The sequence below is a fragment of the Advenella alkanexedens genome (assembly GCF_019132845.1).
Lineage (GTDB): Bacteria > Pseudomonadota > Gammaproteobacteria > Burkholderiales > Burkholderiaceae_B > Advenella > Advenella alkanexedens.
Genome location: NZ_JAHSPR010000001.1, coordinates 50,514 through 71,040 on the forward strand (window position 1 = coordinate 50,514; position 20,527 = coordinate 71,040).

Consider the following 20,527-nt stretch of genomic DNA (forward strand, 5'->3'; position numbering starts at 1 on the left):
AGAGCAAGCGGCCGTGCTGCATCTTATAGCGGTCCGATTTCATCGGGCAAATACCACTGCCCCTTACCCTTGGTCAGGTTAATAAAAACCTGCTCAAGCGGTGATACCTGTTCAAGGGGTATTTCCAATGTCATGGTAATACCCGTGTCGGTATATATTTCATCAGTAACCCTGGCTTCAGTCTGGGCAATGCGTGACTTGACCAGGGCCATTTCCGAAAACAGACAAGAACAAATCACGGTTCTTGTTTCGATAATTTCAACCTGGGGTGCCTGACGCAAACATTTGGCTGCACACCCTCCATAGGCCCGGACCAAACCACCGGTACCCAGCTTAATACCGCCAAAATAACGTATCACCAATACCGCGACATTGGTCAGATCCTGCCCTTCTATAGCTTGCAAAATAGGCCGCCCAGCTGTTCCGCCAGGCTCACCATCGTCATTAAAACGATAATTTTGGCCTACTTTGAAAGCCCAGCAATTATGCGTTGCTTCGGGTTCATGCAAGCGGGAGAAAAAACCAAGCGCCTCTTCTGAAGAAGAAACCGGCATTGCATGCGCAATAAAACGGCTTTTTTTAATTTCTTCTTCAAACGAGAATGGCTCAGACAGTGTCCTCATTAATCCTCAATACCGCGTGAAGTCAGATAATCCTCATAACCACCCTGATAATCGACAATCTCACCATCAGGCATGATTTCAATAATACGGTTGGCCAGACCCGAAACAAATTCACGGTCATGCGACACAAAGATCAATGTACCCGCGTATTTTTCCAGTGCAAACTGCAACGATTCAATAGATTCCATATCCAGGTGGTTGGTAGGTTCGTCGAGCAACAACACGTTGTGCCGGCCAAGCATAAGACGGCCAAATGTCATGCGGTTTTTCTCGCCACCTGACAACACCTTGACCTGCTTGACGATATCATCGGCAGAAAACAGCAAACGTCCCAGTACCGAACGAATAGCCTGGTCTTCGTCACCCGGCTTGCGATACTGCCCCATCCAGTCAAACACATTAATATCGGCCTGGAAATAATCAGAAACGTCCTGGGCCATATAACCGATATCGGCATTTTCAGACCATTTGACCGTACCGCTATCCGGTTTCAGGTCGCCGGCAAACAATCTGAGCAACGTTGTTTTACCCACACCGTTGGCACCGATAATGGCAATTTTCTGACCCGCTTCGATCATGGCCGAAAAATTATTAATAACCGGCGCATCAAAGGCCTTGCTGACTTTTTCCACCGTTACCGCCAGACGATGCAGGACTTTTTCCTGCTCAAACCTGATGTAAGGGTTCTGACGTGAAGACGGCTTGACCTCAACAGCTTCAGACTTGATACGGTCAATTTGCTTCAGACGGGAAGTGGCCTGACGGGATTTGGATTTATTGGCGGCAAAACGGCGCACGAAGTCTTGCAGTTCGCTAACCCGCTCTTTGGCCTTGGCGTTGTCGCTGATCAGCCTTTCACGTGCCTGGGTGGAAGCCAGCATATAATCATCGTAATTGCCGGGATAAATGCGGATTTCGCCGTAATCCAGGTCGGCCATATGGGTACAGACCTGGTTCAGGAAGTGACGGTCGTGACTGATAATAATCATGGTGCTTTGATAACCGTTAAGCACCCCTTCAAGCCAGCGAATGGTATTGATATCCAGGTTATTGGTAGGCTCGTCAAGCAACAGGACATCAGGGTTGGAAAACAAGGCTTGTGCCAACAATACCCGCAGTTTCCAGCCCGGTGCGATTTCTTTCATGGGAAGGTTATGTTGTTCGACGGGAATTTCCAGTCCCAGCAACAGCTCTCCGGCACGGGCTTCAGCCGTGTAACCATCATATTCGGCAAACTTGGCTTCCAGCTCGGCGGCACGCATGTAATCGTCGTCGGTAGCCTCAAGATTGGCATAAATGGCATCACGCTCACTCATGGCTTCCCACATTTCAACGTGCCCCATCATGACTACATCCAGCACGCGAACTTCTTCGTAGGCAAACTGGTCCTGGCGCAACTTACCCAGGCGCACACCGGGATCCAGCGAAACATTACCCGAGGTTGGTTCAAGGTCACCACCAATAATTTTCATAAAAGTGGATTTACCGGAACCATTGGCACCAATCAGGCCATAACGGTTGCCTCCGCCGAATTTAACACTGACATTTTCAAACAGGGGTTTGGGACCGAATTGAATGGTAAGATTTGCTGTAGAGATCACGATAGTTTTTAATGGAAAAATTGCTTGCAAAGAAAAATGCCTTTTCCTGGTGGAAAAGACATTTCAAGATTGAATATGGCCGCTATTTTAACAAAATAACGGCCTTAATTATTGAAAATAATACCTTTTTTAATAATTCACCTGTTTTGTGCGAAACTACCCGTCATTCTTGACGGGAAGAATCGATGATTATTTTTTCTTCTTTTTGCCGGATTTTTTATTGTTCTCGGGCTTGGGCTCTTCATGTATATGCAAGTGCACACCCTCATGAAAGTGATCATACCCCTCCAGGTCATCTATGGCTGCCTCTGCGTCATGAGTATGTTCATGCTCTTCCAGCACCAAATACGCCATTCCGTCTTCCGTGGCAATCCCCACCTTTTTGCCAATCGGCAAGGTCACCCTGACATCGCCATGGCCATAAGGCAGACCATACACAAGCGGTACATTCACCTGCTCTTTCAGCCACTTGATGACATGGGGCATATCGTAGCCGTTATCATTTTCAGCCAACTTGTAATCGGTAATGTGCCCCAACACAATGGCCTTTTGTTTGTGCAAAATACCGGCATGCAACAAATGCGTCAGCATCCGTTCAACCCGGTAGGGATGCTCACCCACATCCTCAAGAAATAAAATGCCATTTTTAATCTTGGGTAAATAGGGCGTGCCAACCAGTGATGCAATCATGGCCAGGTTACCTCCCCAAAGCGTTCCCCTGGCATCCACCGCATCCGAGTCTGGCGACTCAAAACTCAGGATTTCCAACTCACCGCGCATGCTTTCGACAAAAATCTCGGCAGTCAGGTCATCTATTTTTTTATTACCGAAGTCGGAGACTGCGGCTGGGCCAGTATAGCTGCTTAAGCCGGTTTTTGCCAATAATGCCAGGTTGAAAGCGGTGAAATCGCTATAACCGATATATTTTTTGGGGTTATTCTCGAGCAGTTTCCAATCAATCTGGTGCAGGATCCGGCTAATACCATATCCGCCACGGGTTGCCATCACTACCGTGCTGCTGTCTTTGGCCGCACGGGAAAACGCCTGGGCCCTTTGTTTGTCGGTACCGGCAAAACGCAAGTGCTTGGCATCTGCCGCCTTGTCTATCTTGACCTTGAAGCCCATTTTAGTCAGGCGCTTTTCAGCCAGAGCCAGCTTGGCCGGATCCGGCAAGGCACCTGAGGGGGAAAGCAGGTACAAACCAATCGGATCGTCGTAAACCGAGATGGGCACGGGGACGTCATCGGCCTCATCCAGCAAAATCTGCACATCGTTTAAACGCTCAATGTCTTCCTGGGTTTTATCCTTCTTGCTGTGATGTTCTGCACTTGCGTTCATAATTTTAATCCTTTTCTGCGTTCCCTGAAAAAATGGCGCAGCTTTTCTGCGCATGCCCGCTCCAAAACACCCGACGTAATTCTTGTGTGATGATTGATTTTTTTATTGGCCTGAATGCACAACACACTGCCACAGGCTCCTGTTTTTGGATCCGATGCACCATAAACCACATGGGCGATCCTTGCATGCGTTAATGCCCCTATGCACATAACACAAGGTTCAAGTGTTACATAAACAGTCAGGTCGGGCAAACGATAATTCTTCTCGTGAGCCGCCGCCTGACGCAAGGCAACAATTTCCGCATGCGCGGTGGGATCTGAGTCAATAATGGTGCGATTGTAGCCCTTGCCAATCACTTCACCAGCACTATTAACCACCACTGCACCCACCGGCACTTCTGCGCACTCATAAGCCAGTTGCGCCTGCTGTAAAGCCATTTGCATGAACATTTCATGCCTGTCTGCCAGTGACACCTGGAGTTACTCCCACTCTATTATTAATAGCAGTCAAAATTCTATATTCTGCGTTCCCACACAGGAGCATGAAAACGAGTACGATAGCAGCCTAGATTCTATACTTTTCAAAAATTGATGGCACAAAAATGCCTGGACATCATGAAAATAGCAAGCTTGGGAGTTTGCAAATATCGGCATCAGTCTTTTCTATATATCGCCAGTCAAATAAAGTGAAAACCAAGGGTAAGTTAGGCTGGTATTTTCAATGGTTTTCCATATACTATGCCGAAACAACACTTCAAAAGGAAATCCATTATGAAAAAATATCTCATTGCCGGTTTATTAACTGTCAGCACAACTACGGTTTTTGCCGAAACATTCTCGGGCCCGCTGATTGCCGCGTTTTATATGGAAACCATGTCCACCCCCAAAGGCTGGGAACTTTCTTATAAAGGCAAGGAAGGCCCAGTACAGGTTTTTACCATGCGCAGAGACCTGGATGCCTACCCGCAAACCGCCATCATGTCACCCCTTGATCAAATGCGACGACTCATGTGCGGTGACGACTCTCTAAAAAACATGATGAAAAACGGGCTCAAAGTAAGAGTGGATGCAAAAGATAAAGTGGATGGCAAGATAAAAACAAGCAAAGGACCCATCCTGTCCTCATGCCCGAGTTATTAAAATCGGGATTTATAAGAATACGTGGTTGTCCCCACGCCGAGCATGGGGACAAGCTGTCGTGTGTTTTGCAGTATTTACCCGGCTCCTGATGGTTTTTGGCGTTGATCTGATAGGATAATCACAGGCAAGCATTCAATCAGAAGACGCTTGCAACCAATACCTCGCTCCCACGTTCCTGCATGGGAGCGGCCAGCCCCTCGCTAAATGGAAAGTTCTTTACGAACGATTTCCGCACCGGCACTTAAGGCATGCAACTTGCCTCTTGCCACCTCACGGGACAAAGGAGCCATCCCGCAATTGGTACAAGGATAAAGCTTGTCGGCATCCACAAACTGAAGGGCTTTTCGTAGGGTATTGGCAACCTCTTCGGGCGTTTCGATGGTATTGCTGGCCACATCAATGGCCCCCACCATCACTTTCTTGCCCCTGATAAGCTCAATAAGATCAAGGGGCACATGAGAATTATGACATTCCAGCGAGATGATATCTATCTTGGATTTTTGCAACTTTGGAAAAGACTCTTCGTATTGGCGCCACTCTGAACCCAGCGTCTTTTTCCAGTCCGTATTGGCTTTAATCCCGTAACCATAGCAAATATGCACGGCAGTTTCACATTTCAGTCCTTCAATGGCCCTTTCAAGGGTGGCAATACCCCAATCATTCACATCATCAAAGAAAACATTAAATGCAGGCTCGTCAAACTGGATGATATCGACACCGGCAGCCTCTAATTCTTTGGCTTCCTGATTAAGGATTTTGGCAAACTCCCAGGCCAGTTTTTCGCGGCTTTTATAGTGATTGTCATACAGCGTGTCAATCATGGTCATGGGGCCCGGCAACGCCCACTTAATAGGCTGCCTGGTGTGCTGTCGTAAAAATTTGGCATCTTCAACAAAAACGGGTTTTGTGCGGGCCACAGCCCCCACCACCGTCGGCACACTCGCATCATAGCGATCACGAATTCTCACGGTCTCACGCTTCTCAAAATCAACGCCACTAAGGTGCTCAATAAACGTGGTCACAAAATGCTGGCGGGTTTGTTCACCATCACTAATAATATCAATACCGGCTATCTCTTGCTCCTGCAATGACAAACGCAGCGCATCCTGTTTGCCTTCCAGCAATTGCTCTTCCTGTAACCGCCAGGGAGACCAAAGCGTCTCGGGTTGCGCAAGCCAGGAAGGTTTAGGTAAACTGCCGGCTGTAGAAGTAGGTAATATTTTTTTCATCATAAATATCTTTTTTAATTAATTAAAGCGCGTAACCGGCCGCCCATTGCTCAAGCGTGGTTTTATAGGGCTTCATGAAATGTTCTTCAGTCAGCCTGCCCTGCTCAATCGCCAATTGGCTGCGTTCTTCCCGGTCATACACAATTTGGGTTAATGAGTAATCGGAATTCGTTAAACGTGGTTGATAGCATTTGCCTGCCGCAGAATTAGCGTTATAAATTTCAGGCCGGTAAATTTTCTGGAACGCTTCCATCGTGCTGATGGTACTAATCAGCTCAAGATTCGTGTAATCATTCAGCAAATCACCACAAAAATAAAAGGCCAACGGTGCAACACTGTTTTCAGGCATAAAGTAACGAACCCGCATCCCCATTTTTTCAAAATATTGATCGGTTGGAGAGTACTCATTCTGCCGATACTCAATACCCAAAACCGGATGACGGTTTTCAGTCCGGTAATAACGCTTGCTGCAAGCAACACTTAAGCAGATAACGGGCAGTTTGTTAAAGTTTTCCTTGTAAACATTCGAATTCAGGAAACATTGGAACAGCTTGCCATGCAAATCACCAAAATTTTCCGGGATGCTGAATTCTCTTTTATCCTTATTGTATGCAGGCAGCAACACGCTAAAATCATAGTCCCGCACGTAAGAAGAAAAATTGTTTCCCACGATACCGTCTATGCGTTTGTTATCTTTATGATCAACAATATTGGTTTTTAATATTTCAATCACAGGAAAGGGAACTCCCTTACCTTCAATATCCACATCAACTGAAATAATTTCAAGCTCAACCGAATAACGATCCCCTTCAGGATTATCCCAGTTGGCCAGCTCATTGAAGCGGTTATTAATCATCCTTAACGTGTTGCGCAAATTCTGTTGCCGGCTATCGCCCCTGGCTAAATTGGCAAAATTGGTGGTGATGCGTGTGTTTTCTGCAGGATGATAGTTTTCATCAAAACAAATACGCTTGATACTAAATGCAAATGCTTTACTCATTGTAATCCGTCACTCCAGTTTTAATAACTAGCATTGTAGGAAAGCACTTATATGAAGTAAAATGGTCTTATTTCATTAACCCATGAATATTAATCATAAATTATGTTGGAACGTATCCATCTGTCCATTGTGCAGCAAGTTGAAAAACAAGGCTCCATGACCGCAGCCGCAGATGTGCTGCACGTTACCCAGTCAGCCCTTAGCCACAGCATGAAAAAGCTGGAACAGCAGTTAGGCACTGATATATGGCGACGCGAAGGCCGCAGCCTGCAACTGACCCAGGCAGGACAATATCTGCTGGCCGTCGCCAATCGCGTGCTGCCGCAGCTGGATCTGGCTGAAGAACGGTTGCGCCAGTTCGCGCAAGGGGAACGGGGCTCGCTGCGGATTGGCATGGAATGCCATCCCTGCTATCAATGGCTGCTGAAAATCGTTTCGCCTTATCTGAGTGCCTGGCCCGATGTTGATGTCGATGTGAAACAGAAATTTCAGTTTGGCGGCATGGGGGCACTTTTTGGTTATGAAATTGATTTACTGGTCACCCCCGACCCGCTTTACAAACCCGGCCTGAAATTTGAGCCCGTGTTCGACTACGAACAGGTGCTGGTGGTTGCCAAAAACCATACACTTGCAAACGCTACCTATGTCAAGCCGCATCACCTTACCCAGGAAGTCTTAATCAGCTATCCGGTAGACGTTGAGCGCCTGGACATTTACAACCAGTTTCTGCTGCCGGCAGGCATCGCACCCAAGCGCCACAAAACCATTGAAACCACGGATATTATGTTGCAGATGGTAGCCAGTGGTCGCGGGGTAACCGCCTTGCCTCGCTGGCTGGTTGAGGAATACGCCGACAAACTGCCCATCGTCCCCATAAAATTGGGCCCCAATGGCATTGCCAAGCAGATTTTCGTGGGCTTGCGCGAAACCGATAGTACGATTGATTACATACAGGCCTTTGTCGCACTGGCCCGAGGCTCCTCTTTCTGAGCTTTGCCAGTTCTCCACGAAACAGCCCGCACAAAGCCGGACAGTCGCCCACGTGGCTCGGCTGGAAACACCAGCCTGCCGCGCTTTGACATGCAGCTCGCCAACCCGCAACTGCCTGGTCATACTGCCGCTTACCCTATCAGTACCCGATACTATTCCGGTACTACCGACTATTATCGTGATGCAAACGATAATCGAGTTAATGGCCTTATTGATTTATCAGTTTTTCGTAAACAGTGCCGTGCTCCAGCACTTTGCCGTTTTCATCCATGACACGCATGGCATCAGCCGAAATTTCGTCAATAACAACAACGTCATCCCCAACCAGACCGATTTCAATCTTCATGTCAACCAGGGTAAGGCCTTTGCTGCGTAAGTCGTCTTCAACGATACGGCACACGCGGCGAGTGAGTTCCTTGGCATGTTTGAGGTGAGCAGGACTGACAAGACCCAAGGCAACGAGGGTATCATCGTTAATCAGTGGATCACCGCGCTCATCGTCTTTGACAGTGATCTCAACCAGATAGTCCAGATTGGCATTCACATCAGCAATGTACTGCTGATAACGGCGCAGAAAGCTACCCCAGGGACGGGTACGGCAAACAAACTCAAGGCCACCAGCACCCTTGGCACTTTTACCCATTGGCTCGGCACGACGAACCTCCATGGTACCGTTTTCAAGGTCGACATTCACAAGGTGGGTGGGAATGTCGGCGGCGTGAAGGCGCTTGAAGAAGTAATCAGTCATGGCCAGGGATTTGCGTCCCTTGCCTTCGACCTTGCCAATAACCGTATTGGCACCCGGATCGATGACACCGTTATCGCCCGTCACGTCATCTTTAAAAACGAGAAGAATGTTGCCGTTTGACAAGGCATAGAGGTCTTTGGTTTTGCCGGAATAAATTTTTTCGCTGGTATTCATGTATTTACTCGTTGATGGTTTCAATATCTTGTTTTGGAACAGAGGCAGTACGCCCACCGGGCGACCCACCCCCGCAACTTATTCCCACTCTATTGTAAACAAGACATTTTTATCTTTTATATTCAATGGCTTATTTTCCTGCTAATTGGTAATACCATGAAAAATACCATGCTCAGAAAAGGCTTAACAATATTTTGAAAAATTGCCTACTGAGCGCTGCCGCACAGCTCCATAGGCCGCTTTCCTGGCTTTGCTTCCAGATGTATGCTATTCTGCTCCTGCAGCTAATGGATCACCGCAAACAGGTTACTCGCCTGGGGATTCCCTTTCGACCCGAGCATCCGTATGAGACTCATGCTCGATTATTATTATTATAGAAGCCCCCATGAATAAATCGCTCATCATTTTCGGCATCGTCAACATAACCTCGGACAGTTTCTCCGATGGAGGCCGGTATCTGGCGCCAGACGCAGCCATTGCGCAGGCGCGTAAGCTGATGGCCGAGGGGGCAGATGTGATCGACCTCGGTCCGGCATCCAGCAATCCCGACGCCGCGCCTGTTTCGTCCGACACAGAAATCGCGCGTATCGCGCCGGTGCTGGACGCGCTCAAGGCAGATGGCATTCCCGTCTCGCTCGACAGTTATCAACCCGCGACGCAAGCCTATGCCTTGTCGCGTGGTGTGGCCTATCTCAATGATATTCGCGGTTTTCCAGACGCTGCGTTCTATCCGCAATTGGCGAAATCATCTGCCAAACTCGTCGTTATGCATTCGGTGCAAGACGGGCAGGCAGATCGGCGCGAGGCACCCGCTGGCGACATCATGGATCACATTGCGGCGTTCTTTGACGCGCGCATCGCGGCGCTGACGGGTGCCGGTATCAAACGCAACCGCCTTGTCCTTGATCCCGGCATGGGGTTTTTTCTGGGGGCTGCTCCCGAAACCTCGCTCTCGGTGCTGGCGCGGTTCGATGAATTGCGGCTGCGCTTCGATTTGCCGGTGCTTCTGTCTGTTTCGCGCAAATCCTTTCTGCGCGCGCTCACAGGCCGTGGTCCGGGGGATGTCGGGGCCGCGACACTCGCTGCAGAGCTTGCCGCCGCCGCAGGTGGAGCTGACTTCATCCGCACACACGAGCCGCGCCCCTTGCGCGACGGGCTGGCGGTATTGGCGGCGCTGAAAGAAACCGCAAGAATTCGTTAACTGCACATTCGGGATATTTCTCTATATTCGCGGTTCAGCAGGCATGTCCCCTTTGAGGGCGACCCGACGACAGGATAATCGACCTTATGGTGCGCAAATATTTCGGCACAGACGGTATTCGTGGCAAAGCCAACGAAGGCGCGATGACGGCGGAAACCGCCTTGCGCGTCGGCATGGCGGCTGGCCGTGTCTTTCGTCGCGGTGACCACCGCCATCGTGTCGTGATCGGCAAGGATACGCGCCTGTCGGGCTATATGCTTGAACCCGCGCTCACAGCCGGTTTCACCTCGATGGGCATGGACGTATTCCTTTTTGGCCCGCTGCCGACAACGTATAGGAAGAATAAACGCCCTTTTCACCCAAGTCCAACAGCTTTGGACCGCAGTTGACTCTTTCGACACCCCTGCGATGCAACCCAATCCGGCTGACGGGGAGCCAGCAACGCTGAAAATTTACCCTCCTCTTTCCCACTAGCGGCTCCTTTTCCGACAACCAGCACGGCGGATCCCTGCCGCGGCGCTGTGAACGCAGCATTTTGATTGGTATCGTTGGCCTTCAGGCTCGTCAGTCAAACAGACCCAGGAGCAGCTCAGCCGGTGGCGCCCGGCTTTCGGGTAACGCCCTGGTCCCGCTGGTTTCGGCTTTGTGCTTCAGGTGATCAAGGATCTGCTTGATCACTATAGGGTCTTCAATGCAGGCGATGACTTTCATGGCGCCGCCGCAGCCGCTGCAGGTCTCGATGTCGATATTGAAAACACGCTTGAGCCGTTGCGCCCATGTCATCGACGCTCGCCGTTGTGCTGGTGTTGCCGGTTCATCAGCCACCCTGACCTTGTTGCCCCTGCCCCGTTTTGCCGGCGTGACCAACGCCCGGTGCCGACTGTTGGGTGCGAACACCCCGTGGAAGCGGGTTAGGTTGACTCTGGGCTTCGGTACCAGGGCGGCCAGCCTTGCAATGAAATCCAATGGTTCGAAAATGACGTGCGTGGTGCCGTCCCGGTACGGCGTCTTGAGCTGGTAGCGCACGTTGCCGCCTCGTGTTAACGACAGCCGCTTCTCGGATACCGCCGGGCGGCTGATGTACCGGCACAGCCGTTCGAGCTTCTTGCGTTCATCGGCCCTGGCCGCCACGCCGGCGTGCAGGCTGGACCCGGCTACCTTGCCAATCCCGTCACCGAACGGATCACCACTGGTCGGCAGAGTTTGCAAAGTGAACACCTTTCGCCCCGCCTGTGAACCGACAGCGATACGGTAAGTGATCGAGTGCCCCAGCAGGGGTGTCATCGGGTCGTCATCCACCGCATCCGAGGCCAGATAGCTGTTTTCGACATCCCGTTCCAGCAGGCCTTGCCGTTCCAGATAGCGACCCACCCGGTGGGCGATGGTGTGCGTCAGCTGGGTGAGCTCTGGGCTGGTCGGCGCCTTGACCCAGCGGAAACGCGCTGAGCCGTGGGATTGCTCGACATACACACCGTCGAGAAACAGCATGTGGAAGTGAACATTCAGATTGAGCGCCGATCCAAAACGCTGGATCAGGGTGACCGCGCCCGTCTTGGCCACTTGGTGGGTATGGCCCGCTTTCTTGACCAGGTGCGTGGCAATGACGCGGTAAACGATGCCCAGCACCCACCCCATGATCTCGGGCCGGCTGGCAAACAGGAAACGCAGCTGAAACGGGAAGCTCAACACCCACTGACGCATGGGTTGTTCAGGCAGTACTTCATCAACCAGCAAGGCGGCACTTTCGGCCATCCGCCGCGCCCCACAGCTCGGGCAGAAACCGCGACGCTTACAGCTGAAAGCGACCAGGTGCTCGGCGTGGCAAGACTCGCAGCGAACCCGTAGAAAGCCATGCTCCAGCCGCCCGCATTGGAGAAATTCTTCAAATTCCCGTTGCACATAGCCCGGCAATTCCTTTCCCTGCTCTGCCATAAGCGCAGCGAATGCCGGGTAATACTCGTCAACGATCTGATAGAGAAGGGTTTGCTCGGGTCGGTGGCTCTGGTAACGACCAGTATCCCGATCCCGGCTGGCCGTCCTGGCCGCCACATGAGGCATGTTCCGCGTCCTTGCAATACTGTGTTTACATACAGTCTATCGCTTAGCGGAAAGTTCTTTTACCCTCAGCCGAAATGCCTGCCGTTGCTAGACATTGCCAGCCAGTGCCCGTCACTCCCACTCGATTGTAAACAAGCACACAAAACCCTTTAGTGACAACAATTTGCAAGAACTATCAGGCTCAGTGCCATGAAAAATACCATGACCAGATCATGAGGTTGAACACGGCTTGCGCCGGCAGCGTTCACGCTCCTGGTCGGCGATCTCGCCCGGCTGCAATGCTAGCTCAGCATCGGTCATGCGCTCCAGCACGTCGCGTAGGCGGATGGTGCAAGGAATGGGCGGCAGCTCGAACTCATAGCCGCCGGCGATCATTTCGGCCGCAATCTCCTCGGTGATGAAAAACGGCTCGTCGTCTTGGTTCGGCTTCTTCATGCCCTTTCCTCCTGGCGCTCATCCTGGCCGACAGCGGCCAGGGCATCGGCTTCCGTCAATGCGTCCTCCACGAACGCGCCGTGCTGCTTCGCTTCGGCCTGGCTGACCTCGGCCCATATCCGTTTCACCTGGGCCGCACTGTACCCGGCCAGCTCGGCGGTCTTGTTGATGCTGTAGCCGGACTTGCGCAGCGCGACAACTTGGGCGCGGCGCTTCGGATCAGCACGGCGGCCCTTGTACCGCCCGGCCTGGCGGGCCAACTCAATGCCTTGGCGCTGGCGTTCGCGCCTGTCCTCGTAGTCGTCGCGGGCCATCTGCAAGGCCAGGCGAAAAAGCATGATCTGCACGGCTTCCAGCACGATCTTGGCGACGCCCTGGGCCTCGGCCGCCAGGTCGGATAGATCGACCACGCCAGGGACGGCCAGGCGTGCGCCTTTGGCCTGTATCGAGGCCACCAGGCGCTCGGCCTCGGGCAAAGGTAGGCGGCTGATGCGGTCGATCTTCTCGGCAATGACCACCTCGCCGGGCTGTAGGTCGCCGATCATGCGCAGCAGCTCAGGCCGGTCGGCGCGTGCGCCGGATGCCTTCTCACGGTAGATGCCGGCGACGTAGTAGCCGGCGGCCTTCGCGGCCGTAGTGATCGCCTCTTGGCGTTCCAAGTCCTGCGCGTCGGTGCTGACGCGCAGATAGACCCGCGCCACCATCGGCGCGGCTACTGGCTTCGTCCTGCGCATACTTGCGGGCTCCTTTGGGCATACTCAAATGCACCCATCTTAAACTGGCAGGCCAATTTATCACATATCGATCTAAATGCGCCTAGCTCATTTTTACAGCTTAAATGAGCTATTGAGCACACTCCATATTTCGACTATTATTGAAACATGGAAACGATAAATGCTGTAGCCGCCCTGGCGGCCATCGCTCAAGAATCGCGCCTCGCGGTGTTCCGGCTTCTCGTCCAGGCCGGCCCCGCCGGCATGGCCGCCGGAAAAATCAGCGAAGCGGCCGGCATCCCGCCGTCTTCGCTATCCTTCCACCTGAAAGAGCTGGCACACGCCGGCATGGTCACGTCGCGGCAAGAAGGCCGATTTGTGATCTACGAGGCGAACTTTTCGACGGCCACTAACCTGGTGGCCTTTCTCACGGAAAACTGCTGCGGCGGCCAGGTGTGCAACCTGTCTTGCACCACGGAAGCCGGGAAGGTGTTGGCATGAGACTTCGCCATCTTTCCGACCCCGATTCTTTGCCCGCTTTGGACAAATCCTTTGCCATCGAGCGCCCGGCGCTCGGGCTGGCACCCGACGCCCCGCCGGTGCGTATCCTGCTGCTGTATGGCTCGCTGCGCGCCCGCTCGTTCTCACGGCTGGCCGTCGAGGAAGCGGCCCGGCTGCTGCAATTCTTTGGCGCAGAAACACGCATCTTCGACCCGTCCGATTTGCCGTTGCCCGATCAAGTGCAAAGCGACGATCACCCGGCCGTCAAGGAGCTGCGCGCCCTGTCCGAGTGGTCAGAGGGACAAGTCTGGTGCAGCCCGGAACGCCACGGTCAGATTACCAGTGTCATGAAGGCGCAGATTGACCATCTGCCGCTTGAAATGGCCGGCATCCGGCCGACCCAAGGCCGCACCCTGGCCGTGATGCAGGTATCCGGCGGCTCGCAGAGCTTCAACGCCGTGAACACCTTGCGTCTGCTCGGCCGCTGGATGCGAATGTTCACCATTCCGAACCAGTCGAGTATCGCCAAAGCGTTCCAAGAGTTCGACGCGGCGGGCCGCATGAAGCCCTCGCCGTACTACGACCGAATAGCCGATGTGATGGAAGAACTGGTGCGCTTCACGGCGCTGGTACGGCCGCACCGTGAAGCACTGACAGACCGCTATTCCGAACGGAAAGCGGCCGGCCACGTCATCGACGAGGCCACCGATCTTTCATCCATCGCCATTGCTCCCCAGCCACTACCAGAAAGCGAAACATCATGACCGAAAGAATCTATAACGTCCTCATCCTCTGCACCGGCAATTCGGCGCGCAGCATCATGGCCGAAGCTCTCATCAACACGATGGGGCAAGGGCGCTTCCGCGCCTACAGCGCCGGCAGTCACCCAACCGGCAAGGTCAATCCCTTCGCCGTCGAAAAGGTGGAGTCGGTGAATTACCCGACCGAGAATCTGCGCAGCAAGAGCTGGGACGAGTACGCCACGCCCGACGCACCGAAGATGGACTTCATCATCACCGTCTGCGACAACGCCGCCGGCGAAATGTGTCCGGTGTGGCCTGGTCAGCCGATCTCGGCGCATTGGGGATTTGAAGACCCGGCCGCCGTCGAAGGCACTGACGCCGAGAAGCGCCGGGCCTTCGAACAAACCTTCCGGCACATGATGAACCGCGTCCGCCTGTTCGTGAATCTGCCTCTCAAAATGCTTGACCAGACGGCCATCAAGCGCGAGCTGGCGAACATCGGCAAGACCGAGCAGGAAGCATGAGCGCCGGCGCACAGGCCATCGCCGCGAAGCCGCGCCAGGCCCCGATGAGCGGCTTCGAGCGTTACCTGACGCTGTGGGTGGCCCTGTGCATCGTCGCCGGTGTTGCGCTCGGCCAGGGCCTTCCTGACGTGTTCCAGGCCATAGGCCGCATGGAAGTGGCCCAGGTCAATTTGCCGGTGGGCCTGCTGATTTGGGTAATGATCGTCCCGATGCTGGTCAAGATCGACTTCGGGGCGCTGCACCAGGTCAAAGAGCATTGGCGCGGCATCGGCGTCACGCTGTTCGTGAATTGGGCCGTCAAGCCATTCTCGATGGCCCTGCTGGGGTGGCTGTTCATCCGACAAGTGTTCGCTCCGTTCCTGCCGGCCGATCAACTGGACAGCTACATCGCGGGCTTGATCTTGCTGGCCGCCGCGCCCTGCACGGCAATGGTGTTCGTGTGGAGCCGCCTTACCAACGGCGACCCGCTTTTCACGCTCTCGCAAGTGGCTCTGAACGACGCCATCATGATCGTGGCCTTCGCGCCCATCGTCGGCCTGCTGCTGGGCATGTCCTCGATCTCGGTGCCTTGGGACACGCTGCTGATTTCGGTCGTGCTCTACATCATCGTGCCGGTGATCCTGGCGCAGCTCTTGCGGCGGCATCTGCTCAAGCAAGGACAGGCCGCCTTTGAACGGGCCATGCAGAAGATCGGGCCGTGGTCGATGGCCGCGCTGCTGCTGACGTTGGTTCTACTGTTCGCCTTCCAGGGCGAGGCCATCATCCGGCAGCCGTTAGTGATCGCCATGCTAGCCGTGCCGATCTTGATTCAAGTGTTCTTCAATTCCGGGTTAGCCTACTGGCTGAACAAGCGGGCGGGGGAAAAGCACTCTGTCGCCTGTCCTTCGGCCCTGATCGGTGCCAGCAACTTCTTCGAGCTGGCCGTGGCGGCCGCCATCAGCTTGTTCGGTCTGCACTCCGGCGCTGCATTGGCAACCGTGGTCGGCGTCCTGGTCGAAGTGCCGGTGATGCTGCTGGTCGTGCGCGTGGTGAATCGCTCGAAGAGCTGGTACGAACGAGGTTGAACATGAGTAGGAAAAAACTGAGGAAATGATTGCAGATTGCCGCGCCGGCCGCTTCCTGGCGCATTCGATCACTGACCTGGAACACCTAGTATCCATGCTTGCTGAGGTCGCCCGATGACAGACCCAAAGAACCTAGAGAACAGGCTGCATGAGAAGGCCGACCCGGCCCGCGCCGTTTCCACTGGTCGGGTGCGCTACACACTGGCCGAACTACTGGCCGACGCGGAAGCATCCGGGGCTTACCCGCTGCCGCCGGAGGAACGCGAATGGATGGATGCGCCGTCTGTGGGTCGGGAATGGCCAAACAGTGAAGATTGAAAAAGGCGGCCAGTTCGAGTGGCCGCCCTTTCGTCATTAGCTGCACGCTTGGCGCAAGGCGTTCATTGCTTCTTGAAAATCAGCCTGTGTCGCCCGGCCCGTTTCAGCTTGGTAGTACACCACCATAAAAGCATTAGCGACGGCTTCGGCCAATGGCCCAAGGCTCCGCGCTTCCGCTTGGTTGATGTACTCCAAAGAAGAAAGAATAGCCGCTGCTTGATGCACTGCTTGCCCTGGTTCGATAATATGTTGTGTTGTCATAATTCACCTCTCCAGTAGGTGTTGATTGAAAGTGCCGGGCTGGTTGTGGCCAGCCCGGTGCGCCTACAGGTACAGCCCCGCCGCCTCCGCGAATGCTGACCGCTCATTCCTGCCGCCATTAACCTCAATACTTATCGGCTTAGTTTCGCTCTCTCTCATAGGGTCTGGCCGTGATACAAAAGCGGCTGTTTCTGTCTCTGCATCGACCTCGGTCGATTGATCACCCAGCGGCGAAATAAATACCTGGCTGACTTCTTCCCTTGGCGCTTCATCCAGGGCCGCCAATGCGGCCATGTATGTTGATGTCGTCATCGTGCTAACTCCTGACTTCGTTACTATCTGGGCCAGAATCGGCGCCCAAGCTATTGCCCTCGAACTGGCCAGATTGGCTTGCTTCTTTCGGCTCCATGCTTTCGCGTATCGAAGCAGCCAGTTTTCCGCCTGTGGTTTCGCTCACTCGCTCCTGGAATCCCTGCTTCACTTGAGAGCCGACACCCTTGGCTAACTCGGAGGCCGTGCCTGTGGCCAGCTTCGCGGCCTTGGCAAAGCCGCCACCGCTTGAGCTACTGCCGCTGTCACCAAAGCCAGCCGCTTGGGCGAATGGGCTACTGCCAGCAGTACCCGCTTCACCACCACCGTTTCCGCCACTGCTGACAACTGACCCCATGCTGGACATGTCACCGCCGGTTTCCATACTCGCTGATGCTTTCTGAAAAGCCGCTTGGAGTGCACTTGCACCTCCGGCTGCACCGGCTGCGGCACCCATAACCGCTTTACCTGCCAGGGCAGCGCCGCCAGTTGCCATACTGGCCGCCGTCACCGCCGCCCCAACTGCCGCACCCGCACCGAAGTTTCCAATTCCACCGGCTGCGCCAATACCACCACCAGACACAAGACCAGAAATCATCGGCGGAACTTTGTTGACCAAGAAAAGCAAGATGACCGATATAACCAACATCACGGCCAGTTCCTGGGATGCCATGTTCTCGCTGATTTGCGTGTAGTAGTGATTGATGAACTCTTTGCCAATCGCAACCAGAAGCACCATTGCCATAAGCTGTGCGGCCAGGCCCAGCACGGTCTTGTAGTAATTGATCGCCATGTCGGAAGTCCAACGACTTCCACCAAAGCCAAGGAAGAACACACCGGCATACAACAGAATCCAGGCTGATGCGAGCAACAGCAACAGGTTGACCGCAATCAACGCCAGGACAAACAAAACAGCCAGGGCCATTAGCTCCATGACCAGAGCAGTTGCCATCTGCCGCCATCCCAGCTCCGAGGTGGCCTGTACTGTGCGGTTGTATAACTCGAAACCAAGATCAAGGATGCTGGAGGGCCCAAGATTGCTATTGGAAAGTCCCCCCGCCTGCGCGCCCAGAGTTTGCAATGACTGAACAATCGTACCGGCGATATTCATGCCCTGGTTCGCATTCGTCAGCAACCACCAGAAAAAGCCGGTGAAGATCGTGAAGCGAACGAACTCCGCGAAGAACTCGCCAATGTCGGCCTTGCGCAAAGCCATCATGCCGAATGTCCAGACCATCGAAATCACAACCAGCGTCCAGAACAAACGCGATGCAGCGGACTCAATAGCTGGCCCCCATGTTGCGGCAGCATCATGAAAACGCTTGAGCACATCATTCATAACACCGCTGCTACTTAGCTCCTGCGCCATTGCAGGTTCAGCCAGCACCATTGTGGCGACCATCATCAAGCCACCTAGAGCAATTTTCTTTCTCATGGCGACCACCTCAATAATCATCTTTAGGGCTGGGCTTGAACTCCCACTGACGCATCTGCTTGGCCTTCTGGAATGCTCTGCATTCCTCGGTAAAGGCCTCTCGGTTCGCTTCGCTGCGCATTTCATTCAGTGCTGCCTGGAACGCATCGGGGGCACACGTCGCCGCATTTGGTTCGGGCATCCTTTCCTGTTCACATCCAGCCAACAACAGCAACGTAGCCGCGGTAGTAAAAAAGATTTTTTTCATCTCACCGCCTCCCTAGTAGTTGTCTGCCGGACTCGGGCGAAACGTCCAGGTACGCATTTGCTCGGCCCTGGCATCACCTCGCGCCTCGGCATCGAGTTCTGCTGCAATCCGGGCTGCCTCCGCGTTGTGTTGGGCGGTCAACATGGTGCGAATCTGCAAGAGCTGATTGGCCTGCTGGCTGGCGAGCTGGTTGGCGTAGCCGATGGCCTGTAGCTGGCCAGTTGCACCCTGGGCCGCGCCTTGCAGCCGCTCCAGGGTACGGGCGTCATCCTTCAAAGCCTTTTGCTGGTCGGCAACGGTCTGGAACAGGGCATCGTTGGCCTTCTTTTGCGACTCTGACGCCAGGCGGCGGTTCTCTTCCATCGCTGCCTTTTCGGCCGGCGTGCATCCGCCGCTGCCGTTGAAGCATGGCGAGCTGCGGTAATAGGCCACGTCCTGAAACTTGGCCAGGTAACGATCCAGGCTGCCTAGCTGGTTCTCGTAATAGGCCAGCGTGTTTTGCGCGGCAATCAGCCGGTTGATCGTAGTCTGCGCCTGATCCCAGATATACGCGGCTGGGGCCATCGTGTTCTGGAGCTGATTTTCGTACTGCTGCAACTGGGTCTGGTACTGCTCAATCTGCTTGAGCGTCTGCGCCACCGACTCGATGGCCGTCATGATGTTCTGGGCCAGGTTGCCGCCGTCGATGACGGGGATACCAGCTTGCACAGGGGCGGTGGTAGTGGTGATAAAGCCGGTTGCGAGTGCAACGGCTAGAGCGGTTTTTTTAGCCGCTAAAATTTTGGACTTCATGGTCGTACTCCGTCGATGAAAAGAAGGCATTGCCTTGACCAAGCGTTGTGCTTGTTCTCGGCAACGTTTCATCGAAGAGCTACGCCACTAGCTGATCGGTATTGCCCTTGGCGCTGAGGCCCGGACTTACAAACGTAAAACTACTCTGTTTTTTTATCGCTTTCGGACAAGCCAACTTCCCGGCCAATCTCTTCAAGCTCTAGCGGCTGTACTGCCGCCGTCAGTATTTCGCGTATTTCCGCGTCGGTGCTCCTATCGTTGAGCGCTGCTCGAACTTTCAACGCACGGTGCACCTCGGCGGGTAAATTCCTGATAAGCACATTTGCCATATCAATACCCTTTTGGTGTACCCGACAACCATGCTATCAAAGATATTAAAAATAGCAAGACCTATACTCTTGCAACCGGCGGTAGCCGATCAGCCCCGCAGGGCAGGATTCCCGTTGAGTGCCCCCGGCGCGAATAAGGGACAGTGAAGATAGATAACCGGCTTGCCGGTTAGCTAACTTCACCCATCCTGCCCGCATTTCACCCACTATTGAAAATCTAGCGCATATCGAACGTAAAGCGTTTTATCGTCAAACAAACACCGATTCTTGGCAACATAACCGTAATCGTCACCAAATCGGCCTGCAATCGACATAGTCGCTTCAAAATCGCTGCTCAATCGGCTTTAAATCGGAACCTAAAATGCCAACAATCGACACAAACCATTCGCCCCGATGGGGCGAGTTGGACGCCAAAAAAGAAGGGCATAACCCGCCCCTCAAGTGTCAATGAACACAAGAAATTTGCCTCCCCTCCCGTCATACCACTAAGGCGACGTATTGATACTTGAGGGGCAACCTTTCCTGATGTTGACACCTTCACGCAGGTTACTGGTTATGGGCGTCCAACACACACGGCTCATTCCTGCTTGGTAATAATAAGAATAATAATCTTCTTATTATTCTTACCGAACGAATGGGCACTGCTTAGCCATTTCACGTTTCGAGCCAAGGTTTCAGTACAGATAACTACAAGTGCACACAGCGGCCCTCCAGCACCGTTAGACGCAGATTCTGCTTCAGCTCATGGAATAAGG

The 20,527-nt window shown here is 53.6% G+C and carries 23 protein-coding genes and 1 pseudogene; 8 read left to right on the forward strand and 16 right to left on the reverse strand.

The window, feature by feature from the left end; all coding sequences use genetic code 11:
• Positions 1–23 precede the first annotated feature (23 nt).
• The 4 genes from KU392_RS00230 to tadA all read right to left on the reverse strand — a co-directional run bounded on the left by KU392_RS00230 (position 24) and on the right by tadA (position 4,011).
• Positions 24–623, reverse strand: coding sequence for an IMPACT family protein (locus tag KU392_RS00230; RefSeq protein WP_169294794.1), 600 nt, complete (start codon positions 621–623; stop codon positions 24–26).
• Complete coding sequence (locus tag KU392_RS00235) at positions 623–2,224, reverse strand: ABC-F family ATPase (protein WP_169294795.1); 1,602 nt, start codon at positions 2,222–2,224, stop codon at positions 623–625. The genes KU392_RS00230 and KU392_RS00235 overlap by 1 nt, the downstream gene beginning before the upstream one ends.
• Before the next feature lie 189 nt (positions 2,225–2,413).
• Positions 2,414–3,562, reverse strand: a complete 1,149-nt coding sequence (locus tag KU392_RS00240; protein WP_217734260.1) for an LD-carboxypeptidase — start codon at positions 3,560–3,562, stop codon at positions 2,414–2,416.
• Positions 3,559–4,011 carry a tRNA adenosine(34) deaminase TadA gene (tadA, locus tag KU392_RS00245; protein WP_281421590.1) on the reverse strand — a complete coding sequence of 151 codons (453 nt, stop codon included), beginning with the start codon at positions 4,009–4,011 and terminating at the stop codon, positions 3,559–3,561. The genes KU392_RS00240 and tadA overlap by 4 nt, the downstream gene beginning before the upstream one ends.
• 321 nt (positions 4,012–4,332) lie before the next feature.
• On the opposite strand from tadA, the gene KU392_RS00250 reads away from it, so the two are divergent.
• Positions 4,333–4,701, forward strand: coding sequence for a hypothetical protein (locus KU392_RS00250; protein WP_217734262.1), 369 nt, complete (start codon positions 4,333–4,335; stop codon positions 4,699–4,701).
• 200 nt (positions 4,702–4,901) lie between these two features.
• On the opposite strand, the gene KU392_RS00255 is transcribed toward KU392_RS00250, so the two are convergent.
• Complete coding sequence (locus tag KU392_RS00255; RefSeq protein ID WP_217734468.1) at positions 4,902–5,930, reverse strand: methionine synthase; 1,029 nt, start codon at positions 5,928–5,930, stop codon at positions 4,902–4,904.
• Positions 5,931–5,952: 22 nt separating this feature from the next.
• On the reverse strand, positions 5,953–6,930 hold the full coding sequence (locus KU392_RS00260; protein ID WP_217734263.1) for a DUF1852 domain-containing protein: 978 nt from the start codon (positions 6,928–6,930) through the stop codon (positions 5,953–5,955).
• A gap of 102 nt (positions 6,931–7,032) precedes the next feature.
• Between KU392_RS00260 and KU392_RS00265 the strand changes: the two genes are divergently transcribed.
• A complete protein-coding gene (locus tag KU392_RS00265) occupies positions 7,033–7,920 on the forward strand; it encodes a LysR family transcriptional regulator (RefSeq protein ID WP_169294801.1) in 888 nt (295 codons plus the stop codon).
• A 208-nt stretch (positions 7,921–8,128) separates the two neighbouring features.
• Here the strand turns inward: KU392_RS00265 and KU392_RS00270 are convergent, their stop codons facing one another.
• Complete coding sequence (locus KU392_RS00270) at positions 8,129–8,842, reverse strand: phosphoribosylaminoimidazolesuccinocarboxamide synthase (protein WP_169294802.1); 714 nt, start codon at positions 8,840–8,842, stop codon at positions 8,129–8,131.
• A 385-nt stretch (positions 8,843–9,227) separates the two neighbouring features.
• On the opposite strand from KU392_RS00270, the gene sul2 reads away from it, so the two are divergent.
• Complete coding sequence (sul2, locus tag KU392_RS00275; protein ID WP_001043260.1) at positions 9,228–10,043, forward strand: sulfonamide-resistant dihydropteroate synthase Sul2; 816 nt, start codon at positions 9,228–9,230, stop codon at positions 10,041–10,043.
• An 86-nt stretch (positions 10,044–10,129) separates the two neighbouring features.
• Positions 10,130–10,372 (forward strand): annotated as a pseudogene (gene glmM, locus KU392_RS00280) (phosphoglucosamine mutase); the annotation flags it as partial.
• A 235-nt stretch (positions 10,373–10,607) separates the two neighbouring features.
• Here glmM and KU392_RS00285 read toward each other — a convergent pair.
• The 3 genes from KU392_RS00285 to KU392_RS00295 form a co-directional block, all read right to left on the reverse strand.
• Entirely contained in the window at positions 10,608–12,101 is a 1,494-nt protein-coding gene (locus KU392_RS00285) for an IS91-like element ISCR2 family transposase (RefSeq protein WP_001120888.1), read from the reverse strand.
• Between the two features lie 210 nt (positions 12,102–12,311).
• A complete protein-coding gene (locus KU392_RS00290) occupies positions 12,312–12,536 on the reverse strand; it encodes a hypothetical protein (RefSeq protein WP_000743213.1) in 225 nt (74 codons plus the stop codon).
• On the reverse strand, positions 12,533–13,270 hold the full coding sequence (locus KU392_RS00295) for a recombinase family protein (protein ID WP_001366550.1): 738 nt from the start codon (positions 13,268–13,270) through the stop codon (positions 12,533–12,535). The genes KU392_RS00290 and KU392_RS00295 overlap by 4 nt, the downstream gene beginning before the upstream one ends.
• Before the next feature lie 147 nt (positions 13,271–13,417).
• Between KU392_RS00295 and KU392_RS00300 the strand changes: the two genes are divergently transcribed.
• From KU392_RS00300 to arsB, 4 genes are read left to right on the forward strand one after another with little or no spacing between them, the layout of a single operon-like run.
• On the forward strand, positions 13,418–13,750 hold the full coding sequence (locus tag KU392_RS00300; RefSeq protein ID WP_000447876.1) for an ArsR/SmtB family transcription factor: 333 nt from the start codon (positions 13,418–13,420) through the stop codon (positions 13,748–13,750).
• Positions 13,747–14,514 (forward strand): arsenical resistance protein ArsH, encoded by a 768-nt coding sequence (gene arsH / locus KU392_RS00305; protein ID WP_001239389.1) that lies wholly within the window; start codon positions 13,747–13,749, stop codon positions 14,512–14,514. Before KU392_RS00300 ends, arsH begins: the two co-directional genes overlap by 4 nt.
• Positions 14,511–15,017: an arsenate reductase ArsC gene (locus KU392_RS00310; RefSeq protein ID WP_000140066.1), complete on the forward strand. Its 507-nt coding sequence runs from the start codon at positions 14,511–14,513 to the stop codon at positions 15,015–15,017. The genes arsH and KU392_RS00310 overlap by 4 nt, the downstream gene beginning before the upstream one ends.
• Positions 15,014–16,081 (forward strand): ACR3 family arsenite efflux transporter, encoded by a 1,068-nt coding sequence (arsB, locus tag KU392_RS00315; protein ID WP_001272375.1) that lies wholly within the window; start codon positions 15,014–15,016, stop codon positions 16,079–16,081. Before KU392_RS00310 ends, arsB begins: the two co-directional genes overlap by 4 nt.
• 354 nt (positions 16,082–16,435) lie before the next feature.
• Here arsB and KU392_RS00320 read toward each other — a convergent pair whose 3' ends face one another.
• From KU392_RS00320 to KU392_RS00345, 6 genes are all read right to left on the reverse strand, one after another.
• Positions 16,436–16,660: a type I toxin-antitoxin system ptaRNA1 family toxin gene (locus KU392_RS00320; RefSeq protein WP_000211355.1), complete on the reverse strand. Its 225-nt coding sequence runs from the start codon at positions 16,658–16,660 to the stop codon at positions 16,436–16,438.
• A gap of 63 nt (positions 16,661–16,723) precedes the next feature.
• Positions 16,724–16,972, reverse strand: coding sequence for a hypothetical protein (locus KU392_RS00325; protein WP_000213809.1), 249 nt, complete (start codon positions 16,970–16,972; stop codon positions 16,724–16,726).
• A 4-nt stretch (positions 16,973–16,976) separates the two neighbouring features.
• Complete coding sequence (gene trbL / locus KU392_RS00330) at positions 16,977–18,404, reverse strand: P-type conjugative transfer protein TrbL (RefSeq protein ID WP_001405816.1); 1,428 nt, start codon at positions 18,402–18,404, stop codon at positions 16,977–16,979.
• A gap of 10 nt (positions 18,405–18,414) precedes the next feature.
• The gene (gene trbK, locus KU392_RS00335; protein WP_000718002.1) at positions 18,415–18,651 is read right to left on the reverse strand and encodes an entry exclusion lipoprotein TrbK; all 237 of its coding nucleotides are present in this window, start codon (positions 18,649–18,651) and stop codon (positions 18,415–18,417) included.
• 12 nt (positions 18,652–18,663) lie between these two features.
• Complete coding sequence (gene trbJ, locus KU392_RS00340) at positions 18,664–19,443, reverse strand: P-type conjugative transfer protein TrbJ (RefSeq protein ID WP_000836966.1); 780 nt, start codon at positions 19,441–19,443, stop codon at positions 18,664–18,666.
• Between the two features lie 140 nt (positions 19,444–19,583).
• Entirely contained in the window at positions 19,584–19,772 is a 189-nt protein-coding gene (locus tag KU392_RS00345) for a FitA-like ribbon-helix-helix domain-containing protein (protein ID WP_000024442.1), read from the reverse strand.
• Positions 19,773–20,527: the final 755 nt, after the last annotated feature.